This window comes from Carnobacterium sp. (assembly GCF_040274425.1).
Genome location: NZ_JBEMBC010000036.1, coordinates 1 through 25,882 on the forward strand (window position 1 = coordinate 1; position 25,882 = coordinate 25,882).

General features: G+C 32.7%; 23 protein-coding genes. 3 read left to right on the forward strand and 20 right to left on the reverse strand.

The genetic code is table 11. The features are described from left to right. From ABS911_RS08325 to yjbM, 5 genes are all read right to left on the reverse strand, one after another. Positions 1 to 920, reverse strand: a 920-nt coding sequence (locus ABS911_RS08325; RefSeq protein WP_350467212.1) for a ComEC/Rec2 family competence protein, incomplete at its 3' end; no start/stop codon positions are given. Between the two features lie 66 nt (positions 921 to 986). Further along, the gene (gene mgtE, locus ABS911_RS08330) at positions 987 to 2,351 is read right to left on the reverse strand and encodes a magnesium transporter (protein ID WP_434088466.1); all 1,365 of its coding nucleotides are present in this window, start codon (positions 2,349 to 2,351) and stop codon (positions 987 to 989) included. Positions 2,352 to 2,379: 28 nt separating this feature from the next. Next, positions 2,380 to 3,291 (reverse strand): RluA family pseudouridine synthase, encoded by a 912-nt coding sequence (locus ABS911_RS08335; protein WP_350467213.1) that lies wholly within the window; start codon positions 3,289 to 3,291, stop codon positions 2,380 to 2,382. Continuing rightward, positions 3,281 to 4,093 carry an NAD kinase gene (locus ABS911_RS08340; RefSeq protein ID WP_350467214.1) on the reverse strand — a complete coding sequence of 271 codons (813 nt, stop codon included), beginning with the start codon at positions 4,091 to 4,093 and terminating at the stop codon, positions 3,281 to 3,283. The genes ABS911_RS08335 and ABS911_RS08340 overlap by 11 nt, the downstream gene beginning before the upstream one ends. Before the next feature lie 94 nt (positions 4,094 to 4,187). After that, a complete protein-coding gene (yjbM, locus tag ABS911_RS08345) occupies positions 4,188 to 4,835 on the reverse strand; it encodes a GTP diphosphokinase (protein WP_023177328.1) in 648 nt (215 codons plus the stop codon). Between the two features lie 450 nt (positions 4,836 to 5,285). Here yjbM and ABS911_RS08350 point away from each other — a divergent pair, with 450 nt between their 5' ends. Next, positions 5,286 to 5,972 (forward strand): DsbA family protein, encoded by a 687-nt coding sequence (locus ABS911_RS08350; protein WP_034538510.1) that lies wholly within the window; start codon positions 5,286 to 5,288, stop codon positions 5,970 to 5,972. 339 nt (positions 5,973 to 6,311) lie between these two features. On the opposite strand, the gene pepF is transcribed toward ABS911_RS08350, so the two are convergent. The 8 genes from pepF to opp3b all read right to left on the reverse strand — a co-directional run bounded on the left by pepF (position 6,312) and on the right by opp3b (position 15,210). Further along, positions 6,312 to 8,129, reverse strand: coding sequence for an oligoendopeptidase F (gene pepF / locus ABS911_RS08355; protein WP_350467215.1), 1,818 nt, complete (start codon positions 8,127 to 8,129; stop codon positions 6,312 to 6,314). Between the two features lie 91 nt (positions 8,130 to 8,220). Further along, a complete protein-coding gene (locus tag ABS911_RS08360) occupies positions 8,221 to 9,387 on the reverse strand; it encodes a competence protein CoiA (protein WP_051932785.1) in 1,167 nt (388 codons plus the stop codon). A 118-nt stretch (positions 9,388 to 9,505) separates the two neighbouring features. Further along, a complete protein-coding gene (locus ABS911_RS08365; protein WP_023177321.1) occupies positions 9,506 to 10,177 on the reverse strand; it encodes an adaptor protein MecA in 672 nt (223 codons plus the stop codon). Positions 10,178 to 10,332: 155 nt separating this feature from the next. Continuing rightward, positions 10,333 to 10,731, reverse strand: coding sequence for a transcriptional regulator SpxA (gene spxA / locus ABS911_RS08370; protein ID WP_023177319.1), 399 nt, complete (start codon positions 10,729 to 10,731; stop codon positions 10,333 to 10,335). A 438-nt stretch (positions 10,732 to 11,169) separates the two neighbouring features. Then, complete coding sequence (locus ABS911_RS08375) at positions 11,170 to 12,111, reverse strand: ABC transporter ATP-binding protein (RefSeq protein ID WP_034538504.1); 942 nt, start codon at positions 12,109 to 12,111, stop codon at positions 11,170 to 11,172. A 1-nt stretch (position 12,112) separates the two neighbouring features. Next, positions 12,113 to 13,198 (reverse strand): ABC transporter ATP-binding protein, encoded by a 1,086-nt coding sequence (locus ABS911_RS08380; RefSeq protein ID WP_034538503.1) that lies wholly within the window; start codon positions 13,196 to 13,198, stop codon positions 12,113 to 12,115. Between the two features lie 15 nt (positions 13,199 to 13,213). Next, positions 13,214 to 14,263: an oligopeptide ABC transporter permease gene (gene opp3C, locus ABS911_RS08385; RefSeq protein ID WP_463063301.1), complete on the reverse strand. Its 1,050-nt coding sequence runs from the start codon at positions 14,261 to 14,263 to the stop codon at positions 13,214 to 13,216. Beyond that, entirely contained in the window at positions 14,263 to 15,210 is a 948-nt protein-coding gene (opp3b, locus tag ABS911_RS08390; protein WP_023177312.1) for an oligopeptide ABC transporter permease, read from the reverse strand. The genes opp3C and opp3b overlap by 1 nt, the downstream gene beginning before the upstream one ends. A gap of 280 nt (positions 15,211 to 15,490) precedes the next feature. Between opp3b and ABS911_RS08395 the strand changes: the two genes are divergently transcribed. Together ABS911_RS08395 and trpS are read left to right on the forward strand one after the other, a co-directional pair. Next, positions 15,491 to 15,862: a DUF3899 domain-containing protein gene (locus ABS911_RS08395; protein WP_051932783.1), complete on the forward strand. Its 372-nt coding sequence runs from the start codon at positions 15,491 to 15,493 to the stop codon at positions 15,860 to 15,862. A 93-nt stretch (positions 15,863 to 15,955) separates the two neighbouring features. Then, complete coding sequence (gene trpS, locus ABS911_RS08400; RefSeq protein ID WP_034538501.1) at positions 15,956 to 16,963, forward strand: tryptophan--tRNA ligase; 1,008 nt, start codon at positions 15,956 to 15,958, stop codon at positions 16,961 to 16,963. A 46-nt stretch (positions 16,964 to 17,009) separates the two neighbouring features. Here the strand turns inward: trpS and lplA are convergent, their stop codons facing one another. The 7 genes from lplA to rplT all read right to left on the reverse strand — a co-directional run. Further along, positions 17,010 to 18,029 (reverse strand): lipoate--protein ligase, encoded by a 1,020-nt coding sequence (lplA, locus tag ABS911_RS08405; RefSeq protein WP_023177307.1) that lies wholly within the window; start codon positions 18,027 to 18,029, stop codon positions 17,010 to 17,012. Between the two features lie 47 nt (positions 18,030 to 18,076). Beyond that, positions 18,077 to 18,823, reverse strand: coding sequence for an MBL fold metallo-hydrolase (locus ABS911_RS08410; protein ID WP_023177305.1), 747 nt, complete (start codon positions 18,821 to 18,823; stop codon positions 18,077 to 18,079). Between the two features lie 133 nt (positions 18,824 to 18,956). After that, positions 18,957 to 20,360 carry a protoporphyrinogen oxidase gene (gene hemG / locus ABS911_RS08415; RefSeq protein ID WP_350467216.1) on the reverse strand — a complete coding sequence of 468 codons (1,404 nt, stop codon included), beginning with the start codon at positions 20,358 to 20,360 and terminating at the stop codon, positions 18,957 to 18,959. Between the two features lie 195 nt (positions 20,361 to 20,555). Beyond that, positions 20,556 to 21,641 (reverse strand): M42 family metallopeptidase, encoded by a 1,086-nt coding sequence (locus ABS911_RS08420; RefSeq protein ID WP_034538498.1) that lies wholly within the window; start codon positions 21,639 to 21,641, stop codon positions 20,556 to 20,558. A 188-nt stretch (positions 21,642 to 21,829) separates the two neighbouring features. Then, positions 21,830 to 23,485 carry a peptide ABC transporter substrate-binding protein gene (locus ABS911_RS08425; RefSeq protein ID WP_350467217.1) on the reverse strand — a complete coding sequence of 552 codons (1,656 nt, stop codon included), beginning with the start codon at positions 23,483 to 23,485 and terminating at the stop codon, positions 21,830 to 21,832. Between the two features lie 184 nt (positions 23,486 to 23,669). Further along, entirely contained in the window at positions 23,670 to 25,352 is a 1,683-nt protein-coding gene (locus ABS911_RS08430; RefSeq protein WP_023177299.1) for a peptide ABC transporter substrate-binding protein, read from the reverse strand. Between the two features lie 302 nt (positions 25,353 to 25,654). Continuing rightward, the coding region (gene rplT, locus ABS911_RS08435; RefSeq protein ID WP_350467218.1) for a 50S ribosomal protein L20 at positions 25,655 to 25,882 on the reverse strand (228 nt) is incomplete at its 5' end.

The window sequence follows — 25,882 nt, forward strand, 5'->3', positions numbered from 1 at the left end:
GTTCCATAGACTGGAATATTATATCTTTTTAAACGACCAATTGCGTCTTTACCGGGATGTCCATAACTGTTATTTGCACCTGCTGAAAATAGAGCAAGATCTGGTTGGCTTGCTTGGATCCATTCTTCACTAGTACTTGTGTCCGATCCGTGATGTCCCATTAAGATAAAATCAGCTGCTAGATCAATACCTGTATCTATAATAGCCTTTTCTATACTTTGAGAAGCATCTCCACTAAAAAGCCCGCTAACTTGATTAACTGTAATTTTAGTTACAATAGAATCGTCATTTTGATCATTATCTGATGGATCAGTAGGGTTCAACACATCAATTTTAAAAGGACCTACTTGATGTTTTTCTCCAGCTTTCGGTTCTGCATATAAGGCATTACTTTCATCTATGGCATCTAGTACCCGTTCATAAATTTTACTTGTAGCGTCGTTCCCATTCATCCAGACTTCTTTTACATTATAATAATTAAGAATAAGATCTCCATAACCAATATGATCTGAATCGTTATGTGTAAAAATCAGCAAATCAATTTTACCGCCTGTACCAACGTATTGGTCCAGTTGTTGAATAATTTTTTTATCTTTGTCTTCATAGCGTCCACTATCAATTAAAATGTTTGTACCGTCTTTCGATTGAATAAGTGTTGCTGATCCTTGATTAGCATCTAAAAAACGAATGGTTGTTTCTTGATTCTCTGTCTCAGCTGGTTCTGGATCCTCAGAATTAAAAAGACCAGCTGTTTCTTCCATAAAAATAGTTATTCTTTCCTTTAAAGAAAGCTCACTATTTTTATTTTCACCCAGAAATAAGCCAATCGAAAAAACAAACAAAAGTATGATTCCAGTAGAAATCAACTTTGTTCGTTGTTCTTTTTGTTTTTTAGTCATCTTTTTTTTTCTTTTTGGCACTGCCTGTCATCCTTTACTCTTGCACATATATTTTAGTTGTACGCGCCATTTTAGTTACTAATAAATTTAAGTTAGGTAATTCATAAATAATGCAGCTATATTAAAGTAAATTAAGACACTAGTTAAATCTGTAAGTGTTGTAATAAATGGACCACTTGCAACTGCAGGGTCAAATCCTATTTTTTCCATTAAGATAGGAATAAAGCTTCCAGCAAGATTAGCAATCGTTATAGCTGCTAACATCGCTATACCTATGACTAATCCCAAAACAAAATTTTGTTGCCAAATTCCTACTGCTAAGAAAATAGTAACACCTGTTACGACACCGGTAATCAATCCTGATGAAATTTCGCTTAAAATGAGTTTCCCAAAGTTCCTTTTATTTTCATCGTTATCCGCTAATTTCCTAACAGCTACAGCAAGTGATTGAGTTCCTGCGTTCCCCGCAGTTCCTGTTATCAGCGAAATAAAAACTGCTAAAATACTTGCTTCGCTGATCATTTCTTCAAAATTACTAATCAAAGTAGATGTTCCAATACCTAGGAATAATAAAATGATCAACCATGGAAGTCTTTTTGAAGCCACAACAAAGGGATTCTCAGATTTCTCTTCAACATCGACTCCAGCTAAACCAGAGTAATCGCTGGCTGCTTCATCATTAATTACATCAATAATATCATCTACCGTAATAATACCAATTAATCTTTCTTCATTATCCACAACTGGAATAGCTAAAAAGTCATAATCTTGTATCGTACGAGCAACATCTCTTTGATCATCATTAACATTTACTGATACTAACCGATCGCCCATAATATCGAAAATCATTTCATCATCTTCATGAACAATTAAGTCTCTTAATGAAATAACTCCCACTAATCTTCTATTTGAGTCCACAACGTATACATAATAAATGGTTTCAGCTTCTGGTGCTTTTCTTTTTAAAATTGACATCGCTGATTTTATAGTTTGATTAGCAAAAATTGAAATATACTCAGTAGTCATGATAGAACCAGCAGTATCGTCTTCATATTTCAATAATCTTCTAATGCCATCCGCATCTTCTGCTGGCATTAAACTCAAATATTTTTTAATGGTAGCAGGGTCTAATTGATTCAACATATCTACAGCATTATCTCGGTACATTTCGCTTAACATATCTGCAGCATATTGAGGATTCATTTCTTCCAGATACTTTTCAACTGATTCTTCCTCTTCCTCAAGAATCTCAAACATATCTGCCATTTCTTTAGGAGAAAGAAAATTATATCCTCTTAATCGTTCATCATCTGATAAAGATAAATAAACCTGACTTTGTTCATACACATGTAATTCTAAAAAGTGGTCTCTAAATTGATTGATGTCCTCAGCATCTAGATACTCTTTTAATTGTTTTATTTGTTCTTCAAATTCAATTTGTTCCTCTTTCAAGGGCTACACCCCTTTCCAATTCATTTCATTAACTATTGATCTCTTGCTGTTTATGCTGATGTAGCCATTGAGCCATGTCTTTAGGGTTTTCAAGTTTGAGGCTTATTTTTTCATTAGTAAACGGATGAAAAAATTTTAATGCTCTACAATGCAACGCTTGCCTTACTACCCAATTGTTTTTGGATCCGCCATATAGATCATCTCCCATTAATGGATGACCTATATGAGCAAAATGGACCCTGATTTGATGCGTTCTTCCAGTATGCAACTGAATATCGACTAAAGTAGCTTCCGGAAATGATTCTTTAACCCAATACTCTGTTAAAGCTTCTTTTCCAGAAGAATGAGCTCTTCTTGTAATAATTGAATCAGTCGTACGAGCAATTGGGGCATCAATAAATCCATGGTCAGCTTTTTTTAGTTGACCCATAATAAGAGCGATATATTTCTTTTCAATTTCTTTTGCTCTTAATTGGATATCTATTAACGCATGTGCGTATCCATGTTTGGCAAATAGCATTAAGCCAGTCGTATCACGATCAAGTCTCGTTACAATATGAATAACTTGATTAGCGTATCCTTGACGCACGTAATACCCTTTAACTCGATTAGCCATTGTACCTTCCGGATGAACTTGGGAAGGCACTGACGCAACTCCATAAGGTTTATTTACAACTAAATAGTGCTCGTCTTCATATACGATATCAATAGGAATATCGACAGGAATGGTTGTTTCATGAGGTGCTTCATCTGGAATCGTAATTTGTACAGTATCTTTATCTTTTAAAAGGTAACGTACAGTTACTTCCGTTTCATTGACTTCAATTTTCCCACCTTGAAACTTTATTTTTGCTAGTAAACTACGTGATATGCCTTTTGTTTTTAAAAATGACTTCACTTGTAAACTAGTTGGCAATTCATATGTCCAACTAAACTTCATAATTTTTCTTCGCTCCAATAAAAGCATCTTCAACCCGACTCCAGAAATGAGTATGTCTGTATCGAGCAAAGTGAATGCGTTCTTTCGCAATGCAATAATTTAATTCTGTAATATTTTTCTCAGAAGACGTCAATTGATCAATTGTTAAAACAAATCCTTCTGTTGTAAGTGGTTTAATTCTGATCCATTCATCTCGTGCTACGATTAACGGTGAGCCTAAAATGCGAAAAACGCGATTATTAATGGGCGCAATTTCGGTTAATTGCAGAGCTTCTAATCTAGGATGAATGACCGCACCTCCCACAGACTTATTGTACCCTGTTGAACCTGTAGGTGTTGAAATACACATTCCATCACCCCTAAACCGTTCAAATAACTCATCTTTTATGAAGACATCACAAACCATCGTTCCATCTATACGTTTCATCGTAGATTCATTCAAAGACAAAAAATGAGAAGACTCTTTTTGTCCTTGATAAGTTACTTTAACATCAAGTAAAGGATAACTTACACTTTCACCTTCATCATGAAGCAAACTTATGATTAAATCTTCTAATTCATAATCTCGCCAATCAGTATAAAAACCTAAATGGCCTGTATGGACTCCTACAAATCGTACTTGATCCAGCATGTGGGCATATCTATGAAAAGCAGATAACAAGGTTCCATCTCCACCGATTGTTACAACGACATCTGGGTTTTTATCATCTAGCAAAAGATTATTTTGCAAACACAGTATTCGAAACTGTTCGGCCAACTTTAAAGATTGCTCTACGTTATTGTTAACTACAGCTATTCTCAAATTTGTCCTCCCCTTCCTTTTTTATTTAAACATGTTGCTGCAACAGCCTCAACCAATACGCTTTTAAAAAAACTCATTCAAGAATCTAATCCTATCAGTCTTTTTGCGTTTTCTCGACCGTCGCTCTCTTACTATTAGAAAATAAATGCTGCGCCTCTTGTATTTCTTCTCTAATTTGTGACATTTCTTCATCTAATTGAAAAGCGGCTTCTGCTGCTCGTTTTAAACGAACATTAATGGCATCTGGAAATTCACCTTGATACTTATAGTTCAATGAATGTTCAATCGTTGCCCAAAAGTTCATAGCTAAAGTACGTACTTGTATTTCACCAAGAATCCTTTTTTCCCCATTAATAAGTTGGACCGGATATTCGAATACAATATGATAAGACCGGTAACCACTTTCCTTTTTGTTCGTTATATAGTCTCGTTCTTCAATAATTTTCATATCGTTTCTATTTCTTAAAAGTCTAACTACTTCGTGAATATCCTCTACAAATTGACACATAATCCTTAATCCGGCTATGTCTTGCATTTCTATTTCTAATTTATCGAGAGGGATATTTCGTAGTGCAGCTTTTTCAATAATACTATTAACTGGTTTTACTCTTCCAGTAACAAATTCAATTGGAATATGTAAATTACCTTTACTAAATTCCTTGCGCATACCTTTTAATTTTACTTTTAATTCTTCAACTGCTTGATTATAAGGTGTTAAAAATTCTTCCCAATTTTGATCCATCTTTTATACCCTCTTTTAGAAGCTTAAGATTTCGCACTTTAAAAGTGCTATATGACTATATTTTAACATATTTATTAAGAAAGAAGAAATAGCCTAAGATTGAAATCATATAACGAATAATTGAAAAAAATTTTACACTTAATTAAATATGAAGTACGGCGAAAAAATTAGTTCAACACCAGTATATAATTTTTAAACAGAGTTTAAAATTGAACCATTTTAAAAGAATAAGCGAAAAATTGAAGATTAGACCACTCAATAAACAGTAGTATTAAAGGGTTTCAAATGAAATGTGGCGACTTTGTTACAAATCGTACTAATTTTTATTCAAAAGCAAGATCCTTTATTATATTTTTTTAGTCATTTTTGATAAAGTATATTTGTTAGCAAAACAGATTGCTTATGCACTATATATAGAATAAAAAAATACTAAGACTAAGGTGAAGATAAATGTTCTCAACTATGCATACTAAAAATGAATCTACTTATAATGAAATGCTTGAAATTTATTTGTTTATTAACCCAATTGACCCTAACTGTTTGAACTCTGAAAAAGAAGTTTTACAATTCATTGAAAAATCTACTAGTAAAATTCGTGTTAACTTTATTCCTGTTCATAATTTAAGTACGATTAATAACTATCTTTCTACCAATAACTTGCCAAAAAATGATTTAGCTTTTCGTAATGATGTTTGCTCAATGACTTATGATATTTGTCTTTATTATTCAGCTGCAACTATGCAAGGAAAGAAAAAAGGTCGCAACTTTCTATTAGAATTGCAACATGCACTTATTGAAGAAAAACAGTTTTTCTCAGAAAAACTTGTTTTAGAAGCAGCTAAAAAAGCTAAATTAGACATTCCTATGTTCCTTGAAGATAAAGACTTAGAATTCACAAAAAGTTCTTTTGAAGCAGATCAAAAAATTGCCCGTGAAATGAATGCTTATAATACTCCTTCTTGTGTGCTATTCAGTGATCAACACAAAGAACATGGTTTATTAATTGATGAAGGAATTACAGTTGAATTACTTCAAGCTCTACACAACCCAAATCCAATGATTGTTGAAGCTAGAAACCAAATGATTGCCAAAGAAGGTATTCGTGCCATTAATAAAGCTTCTTTCCAAGTCCTTTAGAATAGGTATATGTTATTTCATTCAATCAAACAAAAGAGTGTGAGACGAAAAAATGTCTCACACTCTTTTGTTTGATCTATTTTAATATACATAGTTGAATAAAGGAAAAAGGTTATCCTCAACTTTATTTTCTTATGTTCCTGGAAGACTGATTTCATTTTTGATGTGGTCCCTCTAAGTTGGGCAAAAGGTAAACAGATAAATTGAAATAAAGGTATTGAGCCAAAAAGCTTCTTGATAACTTCTATAAAGTCAAAAAAACATTCATTGCAATTTTCGCAAATGAACGTTTTTTTGTTGCAGAAATTTCTAACCAATCTCATTTTTAGTTCGTTGAGTTTAATCTTTTAATGTTTCAATCAATTCTTCTAACTCGTTTAACCTTGTTTCAAATACTTTCATAGCATCTTCTATATACGTTTTCTCTGTCATGTCTACTCCAGCTTTTTTCATTACTTCGATAGGATAATCACTATTTCCAGATTTTAAATAGGTTAAATAGTTATCTAAAGCTCTATCTTCACCTTTAACAATTTTATCTGCTAGAGCTGTAGCAGCTGAAAAGCCTGTTGAATATTGGTAAACATAATAATTATAGTAAAAATGTGGTATTCTGGTCCATTCTAAAGCTATTTCAGGATCTTTTTCAACATCTGGGCCATAGTAACGCGCATTAAGTTCACCATAGTAGTTATTTAAAAATTCGCTAGTTAAAGGTGTACCCTTTTCTGCCTCTTCATGAATAAAATGTTCAAATTCAGCAAACTGTGTTTGTCTGAAGATCGTTCCTTTGAATCCATCTAAATAATGATTTAGTACATAAGCTCTAACTTTTGGATCTTTTTGAGTTTCCAATAAATAATCTGTTAAAATATTTTCATTTGTAGTAGAAGCTATCTCTGCTAAGAAAATGGAATAATCTCCATATACATAAGGCTGATTTGTCCGAGTGTAGTAACTGTGAACGCTGTGCCCTAATTCATGAACGAGAGTATATAAATGATTAAGAGAATCATGCCAATTTAAAAGAATATAAGGACTTGTTTCATAAGCACCTGAAGAGTATGCTCCACTTCTTTTCCCTTCATTTTCCATAACATCAATCCATCGATTGTTGAAAGCCTTCTTCAACACAGATAAATACTCTTCTCCAAGCGGTTTTAAGGCTTTCATTGTTTCTACTTCAGCTTCTTCATAAGTATATTTAATCCCAGCCTCACCACTAATAGGTGTGTACATATCATACATATGAAGCTCTTCTACATTTAAAAGTTCTTTTCTTAAAGCAACATAGCGATGCAGCAAAGGCAAATGCTCATGTACGACATCAAGCAATGTATCATAAACAGATTCCGGAATATGGTTACTGCTTAATGCTTTCTCTCGTGCAGAGTCATAATGGTGTACTTTTGCATTGTAATTGTGGTATTTAACATGAGAAGAAAGGGTACTTGAAAAAGTATTTTGCAATCCATCATATACTTTATAAAGATTTTTAAAAGCAGCTTCACGAACAGAGCGGTCAGTACTTTCCATTAACTGTCCATAAACTCCATGTGACAATTGGATATCATTTCCATTTTCATCTTTAATAGTTGGAAAAGTAATATCTGCATTATTCAATATGTTAAAAGTTCGGCTTGAAGCATTAAAGATTTCTCCAGCACCTGCTAATAAAGCTTCTTCATTAGCGCTAAGTACATGCTTTCTAGCAGCTGTTAATTGATCAATAAAATGTTTGTAGATAGCTAAGTCATCGTTTTCATTAAAATAGCGCGCCAAAGTTTCTTCAGATAATTCTAATACTTCCGGTTCAAACCACGAAATAGCTTCACTTGCTTGTGTTGCTAATTTAGTAGCTTGTTCATACATGCCTTGATACGTTGAATTAGTTGTATCTTGATCGTTCTTTAATTGAGCATACACGTATATTGTTTCTAATTGATTCGATAAGTCCAAAATAGCTTGAATAGCTTTTAAGAAACTTTTTGATCCTTCATTTAGTGTACCTTTGTAAGACACAACAGTCTTAACTTTTGTTTCTAATTCTTTATAAGAAAGAGTAAAATCGTCATCTGACTTAAAAACAACTTCTAAATCCCATGTCCATTCACTCGGTACTTCGTTTCTTTTTGGTAATTTTTTTGACTCGCTCATTAAAAAACCCCCTTGAAATTTACTTATCTTTAATCTTACCATAAACTATTTTAAAATAAAGACAATTTCATTCACTTATTTTCCTTACGAGTCAACTTTCAAATAGTTGATCAAAAATAGAAAGTTGGTCTATTTTTTCCTTTTCATTTTTAAACCGTGTAGGCTTTCTTTGCACGATCCATTCAGAGTTCGATACCATTACTAGTATGCCTCTTTCATTTAGGAGGGCCATATAGTTTTCGAGACACTTTATTTTATATTTATTTGAAATAAGAGGCATTACATGAAAAACAATCTCCTCATTTTTTATCATATATTTTACTTTATTCATAAAATCTTTTTTAGTGATAACATCTCCAATACTTTTATTCATAATCCATTCCAAAAAGATATATTTCCAAAAATAAGGAAGTGATTTAATAACTAATTGGCCTCTTACAGGTAAGTAGACTTCTAATGGCAGTGAAATCAAAGAATCTCCACATTTATATATATGCTTCTGAAAAGAAACTATCTCTGGCACTTGATAATTTCTCCCTTTATTTAAAAAATAATGTTCCTGAACGAGCCTTTTTTTTGGTTCCACTATATAATTTAGTGAGGGAAAATCTAATTGTTGGATTATCTTTTTCATGTTAGTTTCTTTTTTAGTTAACTTAAATTGATAGTAATGACAAGCAATACGAGATGAATGTCCATCTTCGCAAATTTGATAATGAATGGTTAATTTTTTTAGATTTACATGTAATTCTAAAAAATAACACCCTAATGCTTTATGTTCGTTAACAAATAATCTTTGAAATTTGGTTATCTTATCTTTCAAATGATAATTATGGCCTAAAATCCAATAAACTTTGTACCCGTTTTCATTATATCCTGATGTTCTTTCTATCATTCTCTGAGCAGAAAGCGCACTACATTGAAATTCTATCGCTATAGGTGTTTGTTCATCTAACCAAATTAATAAATCTGGTCGCTGTTTTAAATTTGGTAGGTAAGCTTCGAGTTGGCAAGGAATATCTTGCTGTGTGAACCATTGGTAAAGGAGACTCTTACCAAGAACATGTTCCTCTGTCTCGCCTTCTGAAAAAATTGCACAGTTACTATTTTTAAAATGTGTAAAATGAGCTTGTTTAATCAAGCCTTTTTTCAGAAAAACTGGTTCATTACATTGAGGACAATAGAATTTTTGATGAGTATTCTTTTGTTCATCTAAAGCGTATACATGTTGGTTATGCGCATTCACTGCTACTAGCATTATTTAAGCTCCTTTCTTCTAACATCTTAACTATCCGCAAAGAAAAAAAGAAAAGCCTATTTTTGCCAAAAAAAAAAGAGGCTTGGATTTTTATCCCAGCCTCTTACATATTAAACTTTTATTTAAAGTAATGACGTGTTAATTCGAGTGCATTTTTTTCCATAATCAATTTACCATGTTCTTCTAAAATCCCTTGAGTAACAGGCGTTTTATCAGCAAACTCTAACGCAAGTGCTATTTCTTCATCAGCACTTCTTTCAGTCAATTCATCAATAAAAAATATTAAATTCAAATAGTAAATGTCTTTGTAAAGAAACAAATTAGTTACAGCATTATCTAAATGCATCATTTTTGATAATTCAATCATATCTTCAAATTCATTAAATTTCAAAACGATTTCTTTCGTTTCATCTTCAGTGTGGCTTACATACTCATCAGTTTTATTATCAGATTTTTCTGCATTTTGTATCATTTGTTTTTTAATATACTGAGAGAATTCATCTGAATTAAGATCTTCAGAAGCTGAGGAAAAGTCTAATTGATCATTTAAGGGACCACCTTTACTAATAAACAATTCTAATCCATTTCCATTTGGTAATACTTGGAATGTAATGGCATCTGATTCATGGAACTGTTCGTCTACATCCACTTCTTCCAGAATACTATAAAAGAAATTTTCAATTTGTTTATGGTTTCCTAAAAGGTCTAAAAATGTTACGCCTCTTTCTTCCAAATCAGCACTTTCGATTAAAACTCGGATGGTGTTTTCATTAATATGTTCCATTTCCATAATCCTACACCCCATTTCTCTTCTTCATAATTAACACAATGTTAATGTATGAATAATCTATATAACCATTCTAAAGGAAATAAATAAAATGTAAAGTTAAAAGTGTCAAAAAAAAAACTACAACACCATTATGATGAGTAGTTTTAACATTATTATTAATATCCAACTATTAGTTGAGCTTGTTTCAATTCAAGCGCTCTTACTTCACGAGGTAAGAAGCGGCGAATCTCATCTTCGTTATATCCAACTTGCAATCTTTTTTCGTCTACCATAATTGGTCGACGTAAAAGTCCAGGATTGTCTTGAATTAAATCAAATAATTCATTTAAGGGTAAATCATCTAAATCAACATTCAATTCTTGAAATACTTTAGAACGAGTTGAGATAATTTCTTCTGTACCGTCTTCTGTCATTCTTAAAATCGATTTGATTTCACCAATTGTTAATGGCTCTGAAAATATATTTCTTTCAGTATAAGTAATATTGTTTTCTTCTAACCATGCTCTGGCTTTACGACATGACGTACAACTAGGCGAAGTATATAAAGTTACCATAGGTTATTCTCTCCTTTTTTAATCATAATAGATCGTTCAAAAAAATTGAGGATTTTTAATGAAACTATGAAATGCCTTACAAGAACATTATAAAACATTCATTTTAAAATTACTACCCCTTTTTGTCATTTTTTTGTCACTTTTAAAAAAATTACGTTGTTTTTACAATGTAATTTTTTTTGTTAATTATTTTCAAAGAGTTGAAAACCTTTATATATAGGCATTTAAAACTAGTTAGGCATAATGATAATTAATGTAAATAAGAATTTATTACAAATAATATTTTGTTTAAAAACAAACATTATTTTATTAAATGATCATTTATTTTTATTCTCATTCCCTTGACAGATTTTACCAATCTTATTTATATCAATTGAAGATAAACAAAAAAAGCTTTAGATTAGAGTTTTTTCTCTAATCTAAAGCTTTTTAATTGGTTTATTTTTTATAACTTGCTTTCTTTTCTTTTAAAGCAGCTATATCAGATTCTCTACAGTAAACGTAGTGACCAGGAGTAATTTCACGTAATTCTTCTGGTTCTCCATTTGATTCACGAGGAATATACGGAGTACGTACACGATTACGTTCATATTCAGGGTCAGGTAAAGGTACAGCAGATAATAAACTTTCAGTATAAGGATGCAACGGTGTATTGTATACTTCATCAGCAGGAGCTAATTCAAGTAACTTACCTGTATTCATTACTCCAATACGATCACTAATGTATTTAACCATTGATAAATCGTGGGCAATAAACAAGAACGTTAAGTTTTGTGTTTTTTGCAATTCCATCAATAAGTTAACAACTTGAGCTTGGATGGAAACATCCAATGCAGAAATTGGTTCATCAGCAATAATAAATTTAGGTTTAACAGCAAGAGCTCTAGCAATCCCAATACGTTGACGTTGTCCACCTGAAAATTCATGCGGATAACGTGATGCATGGTCTGGATTTAGCCCAACTGTTTTCAATAACGCGTCTACTTGGTTGTTTCTATCTTCAGTAGAACTAGCTAGTCCATGGATATCAATACCTTCTGCAATGATATCACGAACTTTCATTTTTGGATTTAAAGACGCATAAGGATCTTGGAAGATCATTTGCATTTCTCTTCTAAATTTCAACATATCTTTTTTACCAGATATATCATGAACTTTAGTACCTTCAAAGTCAATTTCTCCGTCTGTTGGATCATATAAACGAATGATTGAACGTCCAGTTGTTGATTTACCTGAACCAGATTCACCAACTAAACCAAAAGTTTCACCTTTATAGATATCAAAAGTAACGTCATCTACCGCACGAACTTCATTCTTTGTTCCTTTATTAAAGTATTGTTTCAATCCTTTAACTTCTAAAATCTTTTCTCTATTTTCCATGTTAGTTTACTCCTCCTTTGACTTCAGTCTTAGCAGCCTTTTTAGGCGCATGAAGTGGAGCAAATTTTTCTTCATAGATTTTATGACGTGCTTTAATTTCTAACGGTGGCTCTACTGCTGGAGCATCAGGATGCAACAACCATGTTGCCGCTGAATGCGTCTCAGAAATTTTAAAATGTGGTGGTTCTAATTCGGTATCAATTTTCATCGCAAATTCATTACGAGGAGCAAATGCATCTCCCTTAGGAGGATCCAATAAATCTGGAGGAGTTCCAGGAATTGCATATAACGTTTCAGTAATTTCTAATGTAGGCATAGAACTGATCAAGCCCCATGTATAAGGGTGTTGTGGGTTATAAAAAATTTCATCCACAGTACCAATTTCTACAATTTTACCAGCATACATTACTGCAACACGATCAGCTACATTAGCTACTACGCCTAAGTCATGTGTAATAAAAATAATAGATGTAGCAATTTTCTTTTGTAATTCTTTCATCAAATCTAAAATTTGAGCTTGAATCGTTACATCTAAAGCTGTTGTTGGCTCATCAGCAATCAATACTTCAGGGTTACAAGCAAGTGCAATAGCAATAACGATACGTTGACGTTGTCCACCAGAGAATTGATGCGGGTATTGTTTCATACGTCTTTCAGCATCAGGTAATCCTACTAGGTTCAATAATTCTAAAGCACGTTTATTCGCATCCTCTTTATTCAACTTTTGGTGTAAGCGAATAGGTTCAGCAATTTGCTTACCGATCGTCATTGTTGGGTTAAGGGATGTCATAGGATCTTGAAAAATCATAGCAATTTCTTTACCACGGATTCCTTGCATTTCTTTTTCAGTCTTTTTAATGAGATCATTCCCATTAAATAGGATTTCGCCTTTTTCAACATTAGCATTTTGCGATAATAAACGCATAATGCTTCGGGTTGTAACAGATTTTCCAGAACCGGATTCTCCTACGATTGCTAATGTTTCACCTTTTTTTAAATCAAAACTGACACCGCGGATAGCTTTTACTTTACCAGCATAGGTGTCGAATGTGATTTCTAAATCTTTAACTTCTAATACATTGCTCATTCGTTTTTCACCTCACTAATCTTTCATTTTTGGATCAAATGCATCACGCAAACCATCAGCTAACAAGTTAAATGAAATCATCAATACACAGATAACAGCTGCTGGATACCACATCAAGTGAGGTAAGAAGCGGAATGTTTTATATCCATCGTTGATTAATGTTCCTAAAGATGCTGTTGGTGCTGGAATACCAATACCAATGAAACTCAAGAATGCTTCGAAGAAAATAGCAGACGGAATTGAGAACATTGTTTGAATAATGATAACACCAGATAAGTTTGGAATTAAATGTTTAAATGCAATTTTAATTGGTGATTCACCCAGTGTACGGGCAGCTAAAATATATTCTTGATTTTTTAATTTTAATGTTTGTGCTCTGACTACCCTGGCCATCGAAATCCATCCAGTAATTGCTAAAGCAATAATAATAGACGTAATACCTGGATCTAAAACCAATAACATTAAAATAACTACAACTAAGTTAGGAACCCCAGATAAAATTTCTAACAAACGTTGCATAAAGTTATCAATTCTTCCGCCACACCATCCTGAAACTAAACCATACGTTACACCTATAGTTAAGTCAAAAAGTGCTGCAACAAAAGCAATAAGTAAAGATACACGTGTACCATAAAGAATACGTGAAAGTAAATCACGTCCTAAACTATCCGTACCTAAAATATAATATTGATCTTCAGGAACACCCTTTTCAGCATATTTATCTACGCGTGTTTCTCCAACTTTTTGAGTACCATTTAATCCATCAATATCGATACCTTTGATTTTAGGTGGTAAACTTGCATACTCAACTGTTTGAACATTTGGATCATACGGTGCAACAATAGGAGCTGCAATTGTAAGAATAATCATAATTATCAGAACAATCAGACTAACAACGGCTGCCTTATTTTTTTTCAATCTTCTCCATGAATCTTGGATAAAGCTTAATGAAGGTGCTGCAATTTTTTCGTTGTCTTCAACACTTGACTCACCAGCTGGAGCAAACATATCAGGAGACAGATTCTTTAATTCATCTGCAATAGGAGTATTTTCTTGATTATGCATTATTTGTCCCCTCCTTCATTAGAAACACGAATACGCGGATCAATTACTCCGTATAAAATATCTACAACTAAAATAATAAATACAAGCATAGCAGAATAAAGAATGGTTACACCCATGATAGTTGGGTAATCATTCGTCATGATCGACTTAACAAATTGTTCACCAATACCAGGTATAGCATAGATATTTTCTACAACCATTGAACCGGTCATTAAACCAACAGCCATTGGTCCTAAGATTGTCACTAACGGAATTAAAGCATTACGGACACCATGTTTAAAGGCAACTGTCCATCTACTTAAACCTTTCGCTCTTGCCAATTCGACGTAATCACTACTTAATACATCTACCATTTCTGTTCTGATAAAACGAGCTGAATCTGCTAATGGTGATATGGCTAACGCTAACGTAGGAAGAACAGATGAACTGAATCCTCCATCCCATAAAGCGATTGGGAACCATTGTAGATATACACCAAAAATTAGCTGCAACAGAACAGCAATTACAAAGTTAGGAATAGATCTACCTAAAATTGCCGAAAAAGTCGCAAGTGTATCAATCCAAGTGTTTTGATACATCGCCGCTATTACACCTAAGACAATACCTAATATTGTCCCTAATGCAACGGCTTGAATACCTAGCTGTAAGGACGGCCCTACACGCGTAGATAACAGTTTTGTTACTGGAGTATTGCTAAATTGGAATGAAACTCCTAAATCTCCTTGAAGTAATCCTCCGATATATACTAAATACTGAACCGGCACCGGTTCGTTCAATCCATATTGTTCATTCATAATATAGATTTGTTCTTCTGAAAGTTTATCCTGGTTACTATATGGAGTACCTGGTAAAAGCTTCATTAAGAAGAAAGTAATCGATGCAATTAAAAATAATGTCAATAACATGTATAATACACGTTTTCCTAAAAATTTCGCATAACTTTTCATCGATTATAGCACCTCCAACAATTTAATTTTTAATTCTCCTACAAAAAAGAATATACTATATAGAATAGCTTGTCAAAAGCAATATTGCAAAACTTTTTTGAAGTTAGCTATAATAATAAGAGTTAAAATTAGAATAAGATTAGAAAATAGATAGAAAACGAGTTACTTTTATACCGGTTTCACATATAAGCATTTCTAATTTAGTCATACATTTTTCATAGTATTCCTATATAATAGATATAGAACTACTTTATTTTTATACTTCCTAGGAGGAACTTAAGTGAAACAAAAATTTACACCTATACGTGTCTTTATGATAGTCATTGTATTATGCGTACTTTTAGAATTAATTATGTATAAAGAAATTTCATTTTATCATACTACGAATATTACCTTTTATGGAGCATCCTTTTTTCTCATTATTGGCTTGTTCGGTGCTTCTTTATCCTCAGGTTTTTTCGATTTTTTTCATTTTAGTATGAGAAAGGTTGCTTTTAACATTCGTAAAGGCCGTCATTCTGATGATGAATTTCATGTAAAGCCCCTTTCAAAAGTAGTTGGTAATGGTTTTTCTTTCTACTTAAAAGTAGGTTCAGGTTTATTACTCGTCTGTATCCTTACTTTAATTGCTTTTTATCTCTTTGAGAGATAACTATTTAGTCCTTTCGTTTAACTAATTCTTTCATCTCTCAAAAAATAACGTATAATAATACTAATATACTTAGTGTTAAGGAGTGTTTTAATTATGGAAACAATTTTTTCAGGTATTCAGCCTAGTGGTACACCAACTATAGGGAATTACATTGGTGCAATGAAACAATTTATAGACCTACAAGATAGTTATACAAGTTACTTTTGTATCGTGGATGAACATGCCATTACTGTACAACAAGAACCACTAAAACTTAGACAACAAACCAAAAGTCTTGCTGCTTTATACTTAGCAATAGGATTAGATCCTTCTAAAGCTATTATTTTTATTCAATCAGAAGTTTCTGCCCATGCTGAAGCTGGCTGGATCGTACAATGCAACACAAATTTAGGTGAATTAGAACGGATGACTCAATTTAAAGATAAATCTGCAAAAAATAATCGTGCAGGTGTATCGGCTGGGTTGTTAACTTATCCTCCATTAATGGTTGCAGATATCATTCTTTACCAATCAAACTTAGTACCCGTTGGCGCAGATCAAAAACAACATTTAGAATTGACAAGAGACTTTGTTACACGTTTTAATTCTAAATATGGCAATGGAAATCAGTTACTTACTATGCCTGAAGTGAAAATTCCAGAATCTGGCGGCCGTATCATGAGCCTACAAGACCCTTTGAAAAAAATGAGTAAATCTGATACAAATAAAAAAGGTTTTATCTCAATGTTAGATGAACCTTCTGTTATTCGTAAAAAGATCAAAAGTGCGGTTACTGATTCAAGCGGAATCATTGAATATGATCCCGAAAATAAACCTGGTATTTCAAATTTATTAGCGATTTATGCTTCATTCACAAACTTCAGCATTCCAGAGCTAGTGGATCGTTATAAAGATAGTGGTTATGGTCAATTCAAAGAAGAACTTGGTGAAGCTATCGTTTCTGTATTAGAACCGATTCAGCTGAAACACGATGAATTAATCAACTCGAATGAATTAGATTTAATCTTAGATGAGGGTGCCATTAAAGCACGTAATGTGGCTGATAAAACACTTATTAAAATGCGAAACGCTATTGGATTAGGAAGAAAAAGAAGATACTAAAAAAAGCCGAAACGATTAAAAATTAATTTAATCGTTTCAGCTTTTTTTAGTAGATCAAATGTACTAGCTCATCTTTTGTAATATTCCCAAAATATTTTTTTATATCTATGTCGTCTAGCACTTCGCTTATAGCATACGCATCATATTTAACACCGTTTAATTTTTCTTCAACATCTGAAATATCTCCTAATCCAAAGAAATCACCAAAAATACGAATATCTTGAATATACCCTTTGTCTACGTTCATTTTAAATTCTACAGAACCAATAGAGAAACGATGACGACGAACTAACTCAAATTTAGGAGATTTCCCATAATTCCACTCCCAATTATTAAAATACATTTCAGAAAGTTCTTCAATCTTTTTCCAATCATCATCTGATAATTTATATTCTTTAATGTCTTCAGCATTGTCTACATCAAAAATATTTAATAATAAACGATCACGGAATTCCTTTGTACTTAAAAATTGATAATCATCAGATAAATATGGCTTAATATTTGTTACTCGGCTTCTGATTGATTTAATACCTTTGGATTCAATTTTATCTTTTCTAACTTTTAGAGCACTCACTACTTCTTCAATATCACTATCAAACATGATTGTTCCATGGGCAGTCATACGGCCATTTTTAGAATACATTGCATTTCCAGAAAATTTTTGTCCATTAATCAATAAATCATTTCTGCCTTCCAGTTTAGCTCCTTCAACACCCATTTTGTGTAAAGAATCGATAATAGGTTCTGTAAATTTACCAAAGTCACGAAATGAATTTCCATCGTCTTGGGTAATAAAACAGAAACAGAATACGCCAAAATCATGATAGACAGCTCCGCCTCCTGAAAAGCGGCGAACAATATGAATATTATTTTTTTCTACATATTCTGTGTTGATTTCTTCGATTGTATTTTGATTTCTTCCAATTATAATAGAAGGTTCATTAATATAAAAAAGCAATATTGGTTCATCTAACATTACATTATTTAACAAGTGGTACTCAATTGCTAGATTAAGTGCTGGATCTGTTATTTCTTTTCCGTTACGAACATTTTTAACATAATACATTTGGCTTTCCTCATTTCACTTTTTTAGCAGTATTCTAGCACAGAAATTTAAATTTCTATTATCAAATCTTTTTCAGCAAGTATAACTTCCGTTTCTGGAGTTTCATTAATTGCTTGAGCTTTTAATAGTTCTAAATCCCCTTCTTGAGGCAAGTGAGTTAAAATAAGTTTTTTTATACCTGCTTCTTTTGCAATTTTGCCTACTTCAGATGCTGTCATATGCACGCGATGATTTTCCATGCCGTTGAAAAAATTTGTATCGGCCAGTAATACATCTGCATCTTTACTAAAGGGAATAAATCCAGGTAAATAACCGGAATCAGCTGTATAAATAAGTGTTTTACCAGTTTTTGTTTCAACAATTCTCATTGCATAACATTCTACAGGATGTAAAGTTTTCATAAATTGTATTTCAAATGGGCCAATATATAATGTCTCAGCTTCTTGATAGGCAATTCCTTCACTCACGAGATCCATAGTTAATCGATTAAAATTCTCACTGTCTCCTTGGTGTCCATATATTGGAAGTAAAGGAGCTCTTTCTAAATCATTTTTTGTACGTTTTAACTGCCGTGTAAATTGTAAAACTCCTAAATCAGCTATATGGTCATAATGATAATGAGACAAAAGAACTGCATCTAACTTTAATAAATCTGCATGGTTTTCTAGAGCAATTAACGAAGCACTTCCTACATCAATCAATAATTGAAAATTGTCAGCTTCTAACAAATAAGAACTTGTACCGGAGTTTTTGGTAGGGTATCCACCCCAAAAGCCCAATATTGTCAATTTCATTTTTTTACTCCCCTCTCTTTTCAATCTATTCTCTATCATACCTTACACCAAGATTAGGAAGTTTAAAATAAAAAAGACCTTTTTACTTCTAAAAAGAGTCTTTTTATTTTGTTGTAAACTATCTTGCTTTACATTAAATACAATTCTGTTTTTTAATGTGTGCAACTATTTTCTTACTTGTTTTATTTGCTTGACCAATACATTGGTTGATACCAAAACCTTCTAATCCTATTCCAGAAATATAAATTCCAGGATAATTAAGAGATAATAATTCAATAATTTCTTTGATTTTTCCTTCTTGAGACACAGTGTATTGAGGTATAGCATCAGGCCATCGTTTTACTATTTGATCTATTGGTTTTTCAGTAATTCCAAGTATCATTTCTAAATCTTTTAATATAGAGTCTTCTATTTCGTTGTTACTTAAAGAGACGAGTAGATCCTCTCCTTTTCGACCAAAACTTACACCAACAAAAACAGATTCTTCATCTTTAAGAAAATCCCACTTTTTATTTAAAATAACAATGGAAGTTACAAAAGAATCACTTCTTCTAGGAGTGACTACGCCAAAACCTTCAGGCTCATTTTTTATAGCATCTTTTTTAAATTTAAATAAGATATACCCAATTGATGCTGTTTCAACTTGATCAAAAACTTGTCCGAAGGTCTCGTTATTTAGTAATTTGGAATACTCCGTTACTGGAGTGGCAATACACACAGCACCAACACGCATTTGTTCTTTTCGATTAATATCTATAATGTAGGTTCCTTCGAGATTTTCTTTAATTTCAGAAACTTTCTTGCTTGTCTGAATATGTGGTTCCAAAATTTCAATTAGTTTATCTGTTAAAACAGATAATCCTTTTTTAAAGGTAACATAATTACCAGATCCATCTAGTAATTCTGGATGATGTTTAATCCCTTTTGAAAGACTTCCATATTTTTGTTCTAGTGAATAAATAACTTCTTTGGAAGATTTGATGCCCATTTCATCTAAATCGCTAGCATAGATTTTTGAGAAAAAAGGTTCTACAATGTGTTCCGTTAATTCTTCTCCAAACCTATTTTTCAAGTACGTACTCATTTCAATATCTTTATCTAAGGGTTTTAAGGGAAATATATTATCTTTGAAACTAGCCATTTTCCCATGGAAAGTTAGCAAATCATTTTTCCAAATATCCATTTTCCTTACTGGAATACCTTTATAAGTTGGATAGTTAAGACTATGTAACTTATTATAAAAAAAGATATCCGGTTTATTTCCTTTGCTGTAAACTAACTGATCACTTAGACCTAATTCATTGATTAGTTCCATTGCTTCGGGATATCGAATATCAATTGATTCAGCTCCTAAATCAAAATAATTTTCGCCTACTTTTATGGTTTGTATTTTACCTCCTACTTTTAAAGAAGACTCTAATACAATAAGTTCAAAAGGTAGGTTTTCTTTTATGATTTGCTGTTTGATTCGATATGCAGTAACTAATCCAGTTATACCTCCACCAATTACTGCAATTCTTTTTTTGGCTCTTTTCATCTATTTCCCCCCTTTCATATCGACTCAATTACTTTCATTTTACTTGTTATTTTACTAAAAGGGAATGATATTCTAGCTTATCTATAAAAGATTAGTCAAAAATTCATTATTTTTTCATAAATGAGCTAACTAAAAAGCCATATTGTATAAAAAATTTTCTTTACACAATATAGCTCTTTATTACTTCTTTAATTCTTAATTATTGTATTTGATTTTTTCAACTGTAGTACTGTCTAATCGTTTAACAACTTCAGTAACTAATTTCACAGTATTTAAATAATCATCTTCATGAATTATAGATGTATGTGAATGCAAGTAACGTGTGGCTACAGTAATAGCTAAAGCTGGAATACCATTCTTACTTACATGTTGACTTCCAGCATCCGTACCACCACCTGCTATGACAGTATATTGAAATGGAATATTTAATTCTTCAGCAACATTAATGACAAAATCACGTAATCCCTTATGTGCTACCATAGAAGCATCAAAAATAATGATTTGAGGACCTTTTCCTAATTTAGAGTCCGCTTCTTTTTCAGTCATGCCCGGAGTGTCTCCTGCTGTACCAGTATCAAGTGCAAATGCAATATCTGGATCAACTAAATGAGTGGCTGTTTTTGCGCCTCGCAATCCAACTTCTTCTTGTACATTTCCGACTGCAAAAGCTTTGTTTGGATGGCCTTCAGCCTTTAAGTTTTCCAGTACCTTTAAAGTAACAGCAGTTCCAATACGGTTATCCCAAGCTTTAGCTAAAATGAATTTTGATCCATTTAAACGTCTGAATTCTGTATAAGGTGTTACCATATCACCTGGTTTAACTCCCCATTCTGCTGCTTCTTCTTTTGAAGAGGCTCCGATATCAATAAACATTTCTTGAACGTCATAGGCTTTATTTCTTACTTCTGCCGTTAAAACATGTGGTGGTTTACATCCAATAACCCCGTGGATAACTTTATTTTTTGCTGTCGTAATTTCAACTTGTTGAGCCAACATGACTTGTGCCCACCAGCCGCCAATTGTTTGGAACTTAAGAAACCCTTCATCAGTGATTTTAGTTACCATAAATCCTACTTCATCTAAGTGTCCAGCAAATAACACTTTAGGGCCCGTTTTATCGCCTACACTTTTAGCGATTACACTACCTAACCCATCATAACTAATAGAATCAGCATTGCTTTTAGCATATTTCACAAAAACATCTGTTACTTGACCTTCATTTCCTGCAATCCCTTTTGCATCGGTCAATTCCTTTAACATCTGTAACTCTTTTTCTTCCATTATATATACCTCCATTTAATTTATTCATTTTATTATACCACTGTTTTTTTCAAAAAAAAGTTTTCTTCATATACCGTTTTGAGAATTAAGTATTCTTCTAGTAATATATAAATAAAAGAGGGATGAAACTGTGACAAGTATGTCTCAGCTCCATCCCTCTTTTTGGAATACTAAATTTTAAACATAAATTATTTTGTTGTAGAAGTCCATTTAAGCGACCATTCTGCTCCAACTAAATAAGTTGTAAAATCTTGTACATAATCCTTTTCTAAAACTGCGTAAGCTCTTTGATAGATTGGTGCAATACCAGCATCATCCATTAATACTTTTTCTGCGTCAAGCATATCTTGCCAGCGTGATTCTAAATCCGTTACATTCGTTTGAGCACTTTCAATTAGTTCATCGTAATCAGCATTGTTGTATCCAGATTTATTGTTCCCATTTTCTGATTGGAATAACTCTAAGAAATTAATCGGATCAGCATAGTCTGCTCCCCATAATGCCAATTGGATATCATAATCTTGATTGCTATTAGCATCTAGACGTACTTTGAAAGGTACATTTCTCAATGTAATTTCTAAACCAGGCAAGTTCTGTGTTAATTGCCCTTGTAAAAATTCGATTGATTTTTTAGCATTTTCAGTATCGTCACTTAAAATTTCTAATGTTAAAGAATCTACTCCCAATTCTTGTAATCCTTTTTCAAAATATTCTTGAGCTTGTACTTTATCAAAACTTAGTAAGTCTCCGTTTTGTTCACGGTAATCTTCACCTGTCGATGGATCAACAGCTAAAGCTTCTGGAACAAGTCCGTTTGCTGGGATAGAACCATTTTGAAGAATAGTATCTACATAAGCTTGTTTGTCAAAAGCCATTGCAATTGCTTTACGAATATTTTCATTAGCTAAAGCAGTTTGTTCTCCAGCACGTTCTTGGTTAAATTTAAGGTATGCTACAGTAGATGTTGGTTGAGTTTTTAAGTCAGGATTACCTTGTTGTGTTTGAACGTACTCACCAGATAATATCATACGATCGATTGAACCGGTATCGTATAAATTTAAAGCAGTTGACGTTTCTTTAATAACATCGATGTTAACTGCATCTAATTCGACAGTTTCTGCATCCCAGTAATCTTCATTTTTGTTCATTACCCAGCTTAAGCCAGTTCCATCCCATTCATCTAGTACAAACGGTCCGTTGTAAAGAACATGATCACTGTCTGAAGCATAAGCTTCTCCTTGTTCTGTCACATAAGCTTCATTTTGTGGGAAGAACATTGACAATGTTGTCAAACTTTCAAAATAAGGAACAGCTTTTTCTAATTGAATTTCTAATGTTTTATCATCCACAGCTGTTATTCCTAATTCAGATGGTTCCATTTCACCTTGTAAAACAGCAGTTGCGTTTAATACTACTCCATCAATCATATAAGAGTACTCTGCAGCCGTTTCAGGTGTTGTTAAGCGTCTCCATGCAAAAACAAAATCATTAGCTGTTACAGGGTCTCCATTTGACCATGTAGCATCTTCTCTGATTTTAAATGTATAAGTCAATCCATCTTCGCTGACTTCCGGTTCTTCTGCTGCCATTCCGAGTACAAGTTCACCATCTGGTCCTTGACGGTATAACCCTTCATTAACATTATTCATAACATTGAAACTAACAGCATCAGTTGCTAATACTGAATCCATTGTTGGTAGTTCAGCTGACTCAATTAAATTTAATACTTGTTCTCCGTTGCCAGTTGTAGTTGCAGACTCTTCTTTGTCTCCACCGCAAGCTGCTAGTAAGCTAACAGAAGCAAGCGACAACCCCATTAACTGAAGATATTTTTTCTTTTCCACTTAATTTCCTCCTAATGAATCATAATAAAATTTCATTATAAAATATTCATAACTTCTTCATTTTATCATCATTTAAAAGAGAGAGAAACGAGTATCTGACTACTCTCATTGGAATATTATGCTTTTCACATAATAAACACAAAAAAGAGCAGATAAAGTATCTGCTCTTTTTTGTTTATAAAAATTATTCTTTTCCTTCAATTGAAGCCCATTTATATGAGTATTCTGCACCTGTTAAGTGAGATGTGTAATCTTTAAGGTAATCTTTTTCTAGAACAGAATATGCACGTTGATAGATTGGTGCAATCCCACCTGTTTCCATCAAGATTTTTTCAGCTTCTAACATATCTTCCCAACGACCTTCTAAATCAGTTACATTCGTTTGAGCACTTTCAACTAATGCATCGTAATCAGCATTAGAGTAGCTAGATTTATTATTTCCATTTTCTGAATGGAATAATTCTAGGAAGTTAATTGGGTCTCCATAGTCAGCTCCCCAACCAGCCATTTCAATATCATAATCTTGTTTTGTATCAGCATCTAAACGAACTTTAAATGGTACATTTCTTAGACTGATTTCTAATCCAGGAAGATTACTTGTTAATTGTGCTTGCATAAATTCTAAAGATTTTTTAGCATTTTCAGTATCGTCACCTAAAATTTCTAAATTAATAGAATCCACACCTAATTCTTCTAACCCTTTTTTGAAATATTCTTGGGCTTGTTCAACATCAAAAGTTAATAGATCACCGCTTTGTTCACGGAAATCTTCTCCTGAAGCTGGATCAGAAGCTAATTCAGCTGGAACTAAGCCGTTAGCTGGAATAGAACCATTTTGAAGAACTGTATCTGCAAAGGCCTGTTTGTCAAATGACATTGCAATTGCTTTACGAATATTTTCATTAGCTAAAGGCGTTTCTTCTCCATTACGTTCTTGATTAAATTTAAAGTAAAAGACAGATGAAGTTGGTTGAGTTTTCAATTCAGGATCGCCTTGTTTTGTTTGAACATACTCACCTGATAACGTAATACGGTCAACTGCTCCTGTATCATATAAGTTGATTGCGGTAGAAGTTTCTTTAACTACGTCAACATTAATTGTATCTAACACTACAGTGTCTTTATCCCAGTAATCTTCATTTTTATTCAATACCCAGCTTAAGCCAGTTCCATCCCATTCGTCTAAGACAAAAGGACCATTATAAAGTACAGTATCACTATTTGTTGCATACTTATCGCCTTGTTCTGTTACAAATGCTTCATTTTGTGGTAAAAACATAGGAAGTGTTAATAAATCTTTGAAATAAGGAACAGCTTTCTCTAATTGTACCTCTAATGTTTTATCATCAACAGCTGTAGCGCCTAATTCTGACGGTTCCATTTCTCCAGTTAAAATTGCAGAAGCATTTTTAACGACTCCATCAATCATATATGAGTACTCAGCAGCTGTTTCAGGAGTTGCTAAACGAGCCCAAGCATAAATAAAATCGTCTGCTGTAACAGGGTCACCATTGGACCAAACAGCATCTTCTCTAATTTTAAACGTGTATGTCAAGCCGTCTTCACTAACTTCAGGTTCTTCTGCAGCCATAGCTAATTCTAATTCATTATCTGGATTCTGACGATACAATCCTTCATTTACATTGTTTAAAACAGTACCACTTACTACATCTGTTGATTTTGCAGAATCCATGTTTGGCAATTCAGCACTTTCAATAATATTAAGTACTTGTTCTTCTGAAGAAGAACCAGCAGTTGAACTTTCAGTACTTGCTGTGTCTCCATCGCTACCGCCACCACAAGCTGCTAAAACTAGTGCTGATGTAGCTGTTAAACCTAATAAGCTAACTAATTTATTTCTATTCATTTTATTTCCCCCTATTTCTTTCTTCTAATATTCATTAACTAAGTATTAGTTTACTCAAATTATATTATCATCTTATTATCACAATTTCAATACAAATTATTAAAATAATGTAATAAAAGAATTTTTTTATCATCTTAAACTCATATAAACAACAAATCAATCTCCTGTTTCCCCTAGAACAGTATCAATTTAAACAATTCATTTCGTTTATGGCAAAATTATGACAAATGTATTAAATTGAGCAAAAAAAGCTTATCCACTGTGTGAAAGTGAATGAGCTTTTTATATTAATATTTAATTTATTATTTGTTGTTGATTGCAGTTTTAGCTTGTTCAGCTAACGCTGTGAATGCAGGAGCATCTGTAACAGCAATATCAGCTAACATTTTACGGTTAACTTCAATTCCAGCTAATTTAAGACCATGCATTAAAGTGCTGTAGCTCATGTTGTTCAAACGAGCAGCTGCATTAATACGAGCGATCCATAATTTACGGAAATCACGTTTCTTTTGACGACGGTCTCTGTAAGC

Bases quoted from the DNA above. Each gene is read 5' to 3' on its own strand.
- ABS911_RS08335 (WP_350467213.1), bottom strand. From the start codon at position 3,291: ATGAAGTTTAGTTGGACATATGAATTGCCAACTAGTTTACAAGTGAAG.
- yjbM (WP_023177328.1), bottom strand. From the start codon at position 4,835: ATGGATCAAAATTGGGAAGAATTTTTAACACCTTATAATCAAGCAGTT.
- ABS911_RS08350 (WP_034538510.1), top strand. From the start codon at position 5,286: ATGTTCTCAACTATGCATACTAAAAATGAATCTACTTATAATGAAATG.
- pepF (WP_350467215.1), bottom strand. From the start codon at position 8,129: ATGAGCGAGTCAAAAAAATTACCAAAAAGAAACGAAGTACCGAGTGAA.
- ABS911_RS08360 (WP_051932785.1), bottom strand. From the start codon at position 9,387: ATGCTAGTAGCAGTGAATGCGCATAACCAACATGTATACGCTTTAGAT.
- ABS911_RS08365 (WP_023177321.1), bottom strand. From the start codon at position 10,177: ATGGAAATGGAACATATTAATGAAAACACCATCCGAGTTTTAATCGAA.
- spxA (WP_023177319.1), bottom strand. From the start codon at position 10,731: ATGGTAACTTTATATACTTCGCCTAGTTGTACGTCATGTCGTAAAGCC.
- ABS911_RS08375 (WP_034538504.1), bottom strand. From the start codon at position 12,111: ATGGAAAATAGAGAAAAGATTTTAGAAGTTAAAGGATTGAAACAATAC.
- ABS911_RS08380 (WP_034538503.1), bottom strand. From the start codon at position 13,198: ATGAGCAATGTATTAGAAGTTAAAGATTTAGAAATCACATTCGACACC.
- opp3C (WP_463063301.1), bottom strand. From the start codon at position 14,263: ATGCATAATCAAGAAAATACTCCTATTGCAGATGAATTAAAGAATCTG.
- opp3b (WP_023177312.1), bottom strand. From the start codon at position 15,210: ATGAAAAGTTATGCGAAATTTTTAGGAAAACGTGTATTATACATGTTA.
- trpS (WP_034538501.1), top strand. From the start codon at position 15,956: ATGGAAACAATTTTTTCAGGTATTCAGCCTAGTGGTACACCAACTATA.
- lplA (WP_023177307.1), bottom strand. From the start codon at position 18,029: ATGTATTATGTTAAAAATGTTCGTAACGGAAAAGAAATAACAGATCCA.
- ABS911_RS08410 (WP_023177305.1), bottom strand. From the start codon at position 18,823: ATGAAATTGACAATATTGGGCTTTTGGGGTGGATACCCTACCAAAAAC.
- hemG (WP_350467216.1), bottom strand. From the start codon at position 20,360: ATGAAAAGAGCCAAAAAAAGAATTGCAGTAATTGGTGGAGGTATAACT.
- ABS911_RS08420 (WP_034538498.1), bottom strand. From the start codon at position 21,641: ATGGAAGAAAAAGAGTTACAGATGTTAAAGGAATTGACCGATGCAAAA.
- ABS911_RS08430 (WP_023177299.1), bottom strand. From the start codon at position 25,352: ATGAATAGAAATAAATTAGTTAGCTTATTAGGTTTAACAGCTACATCA.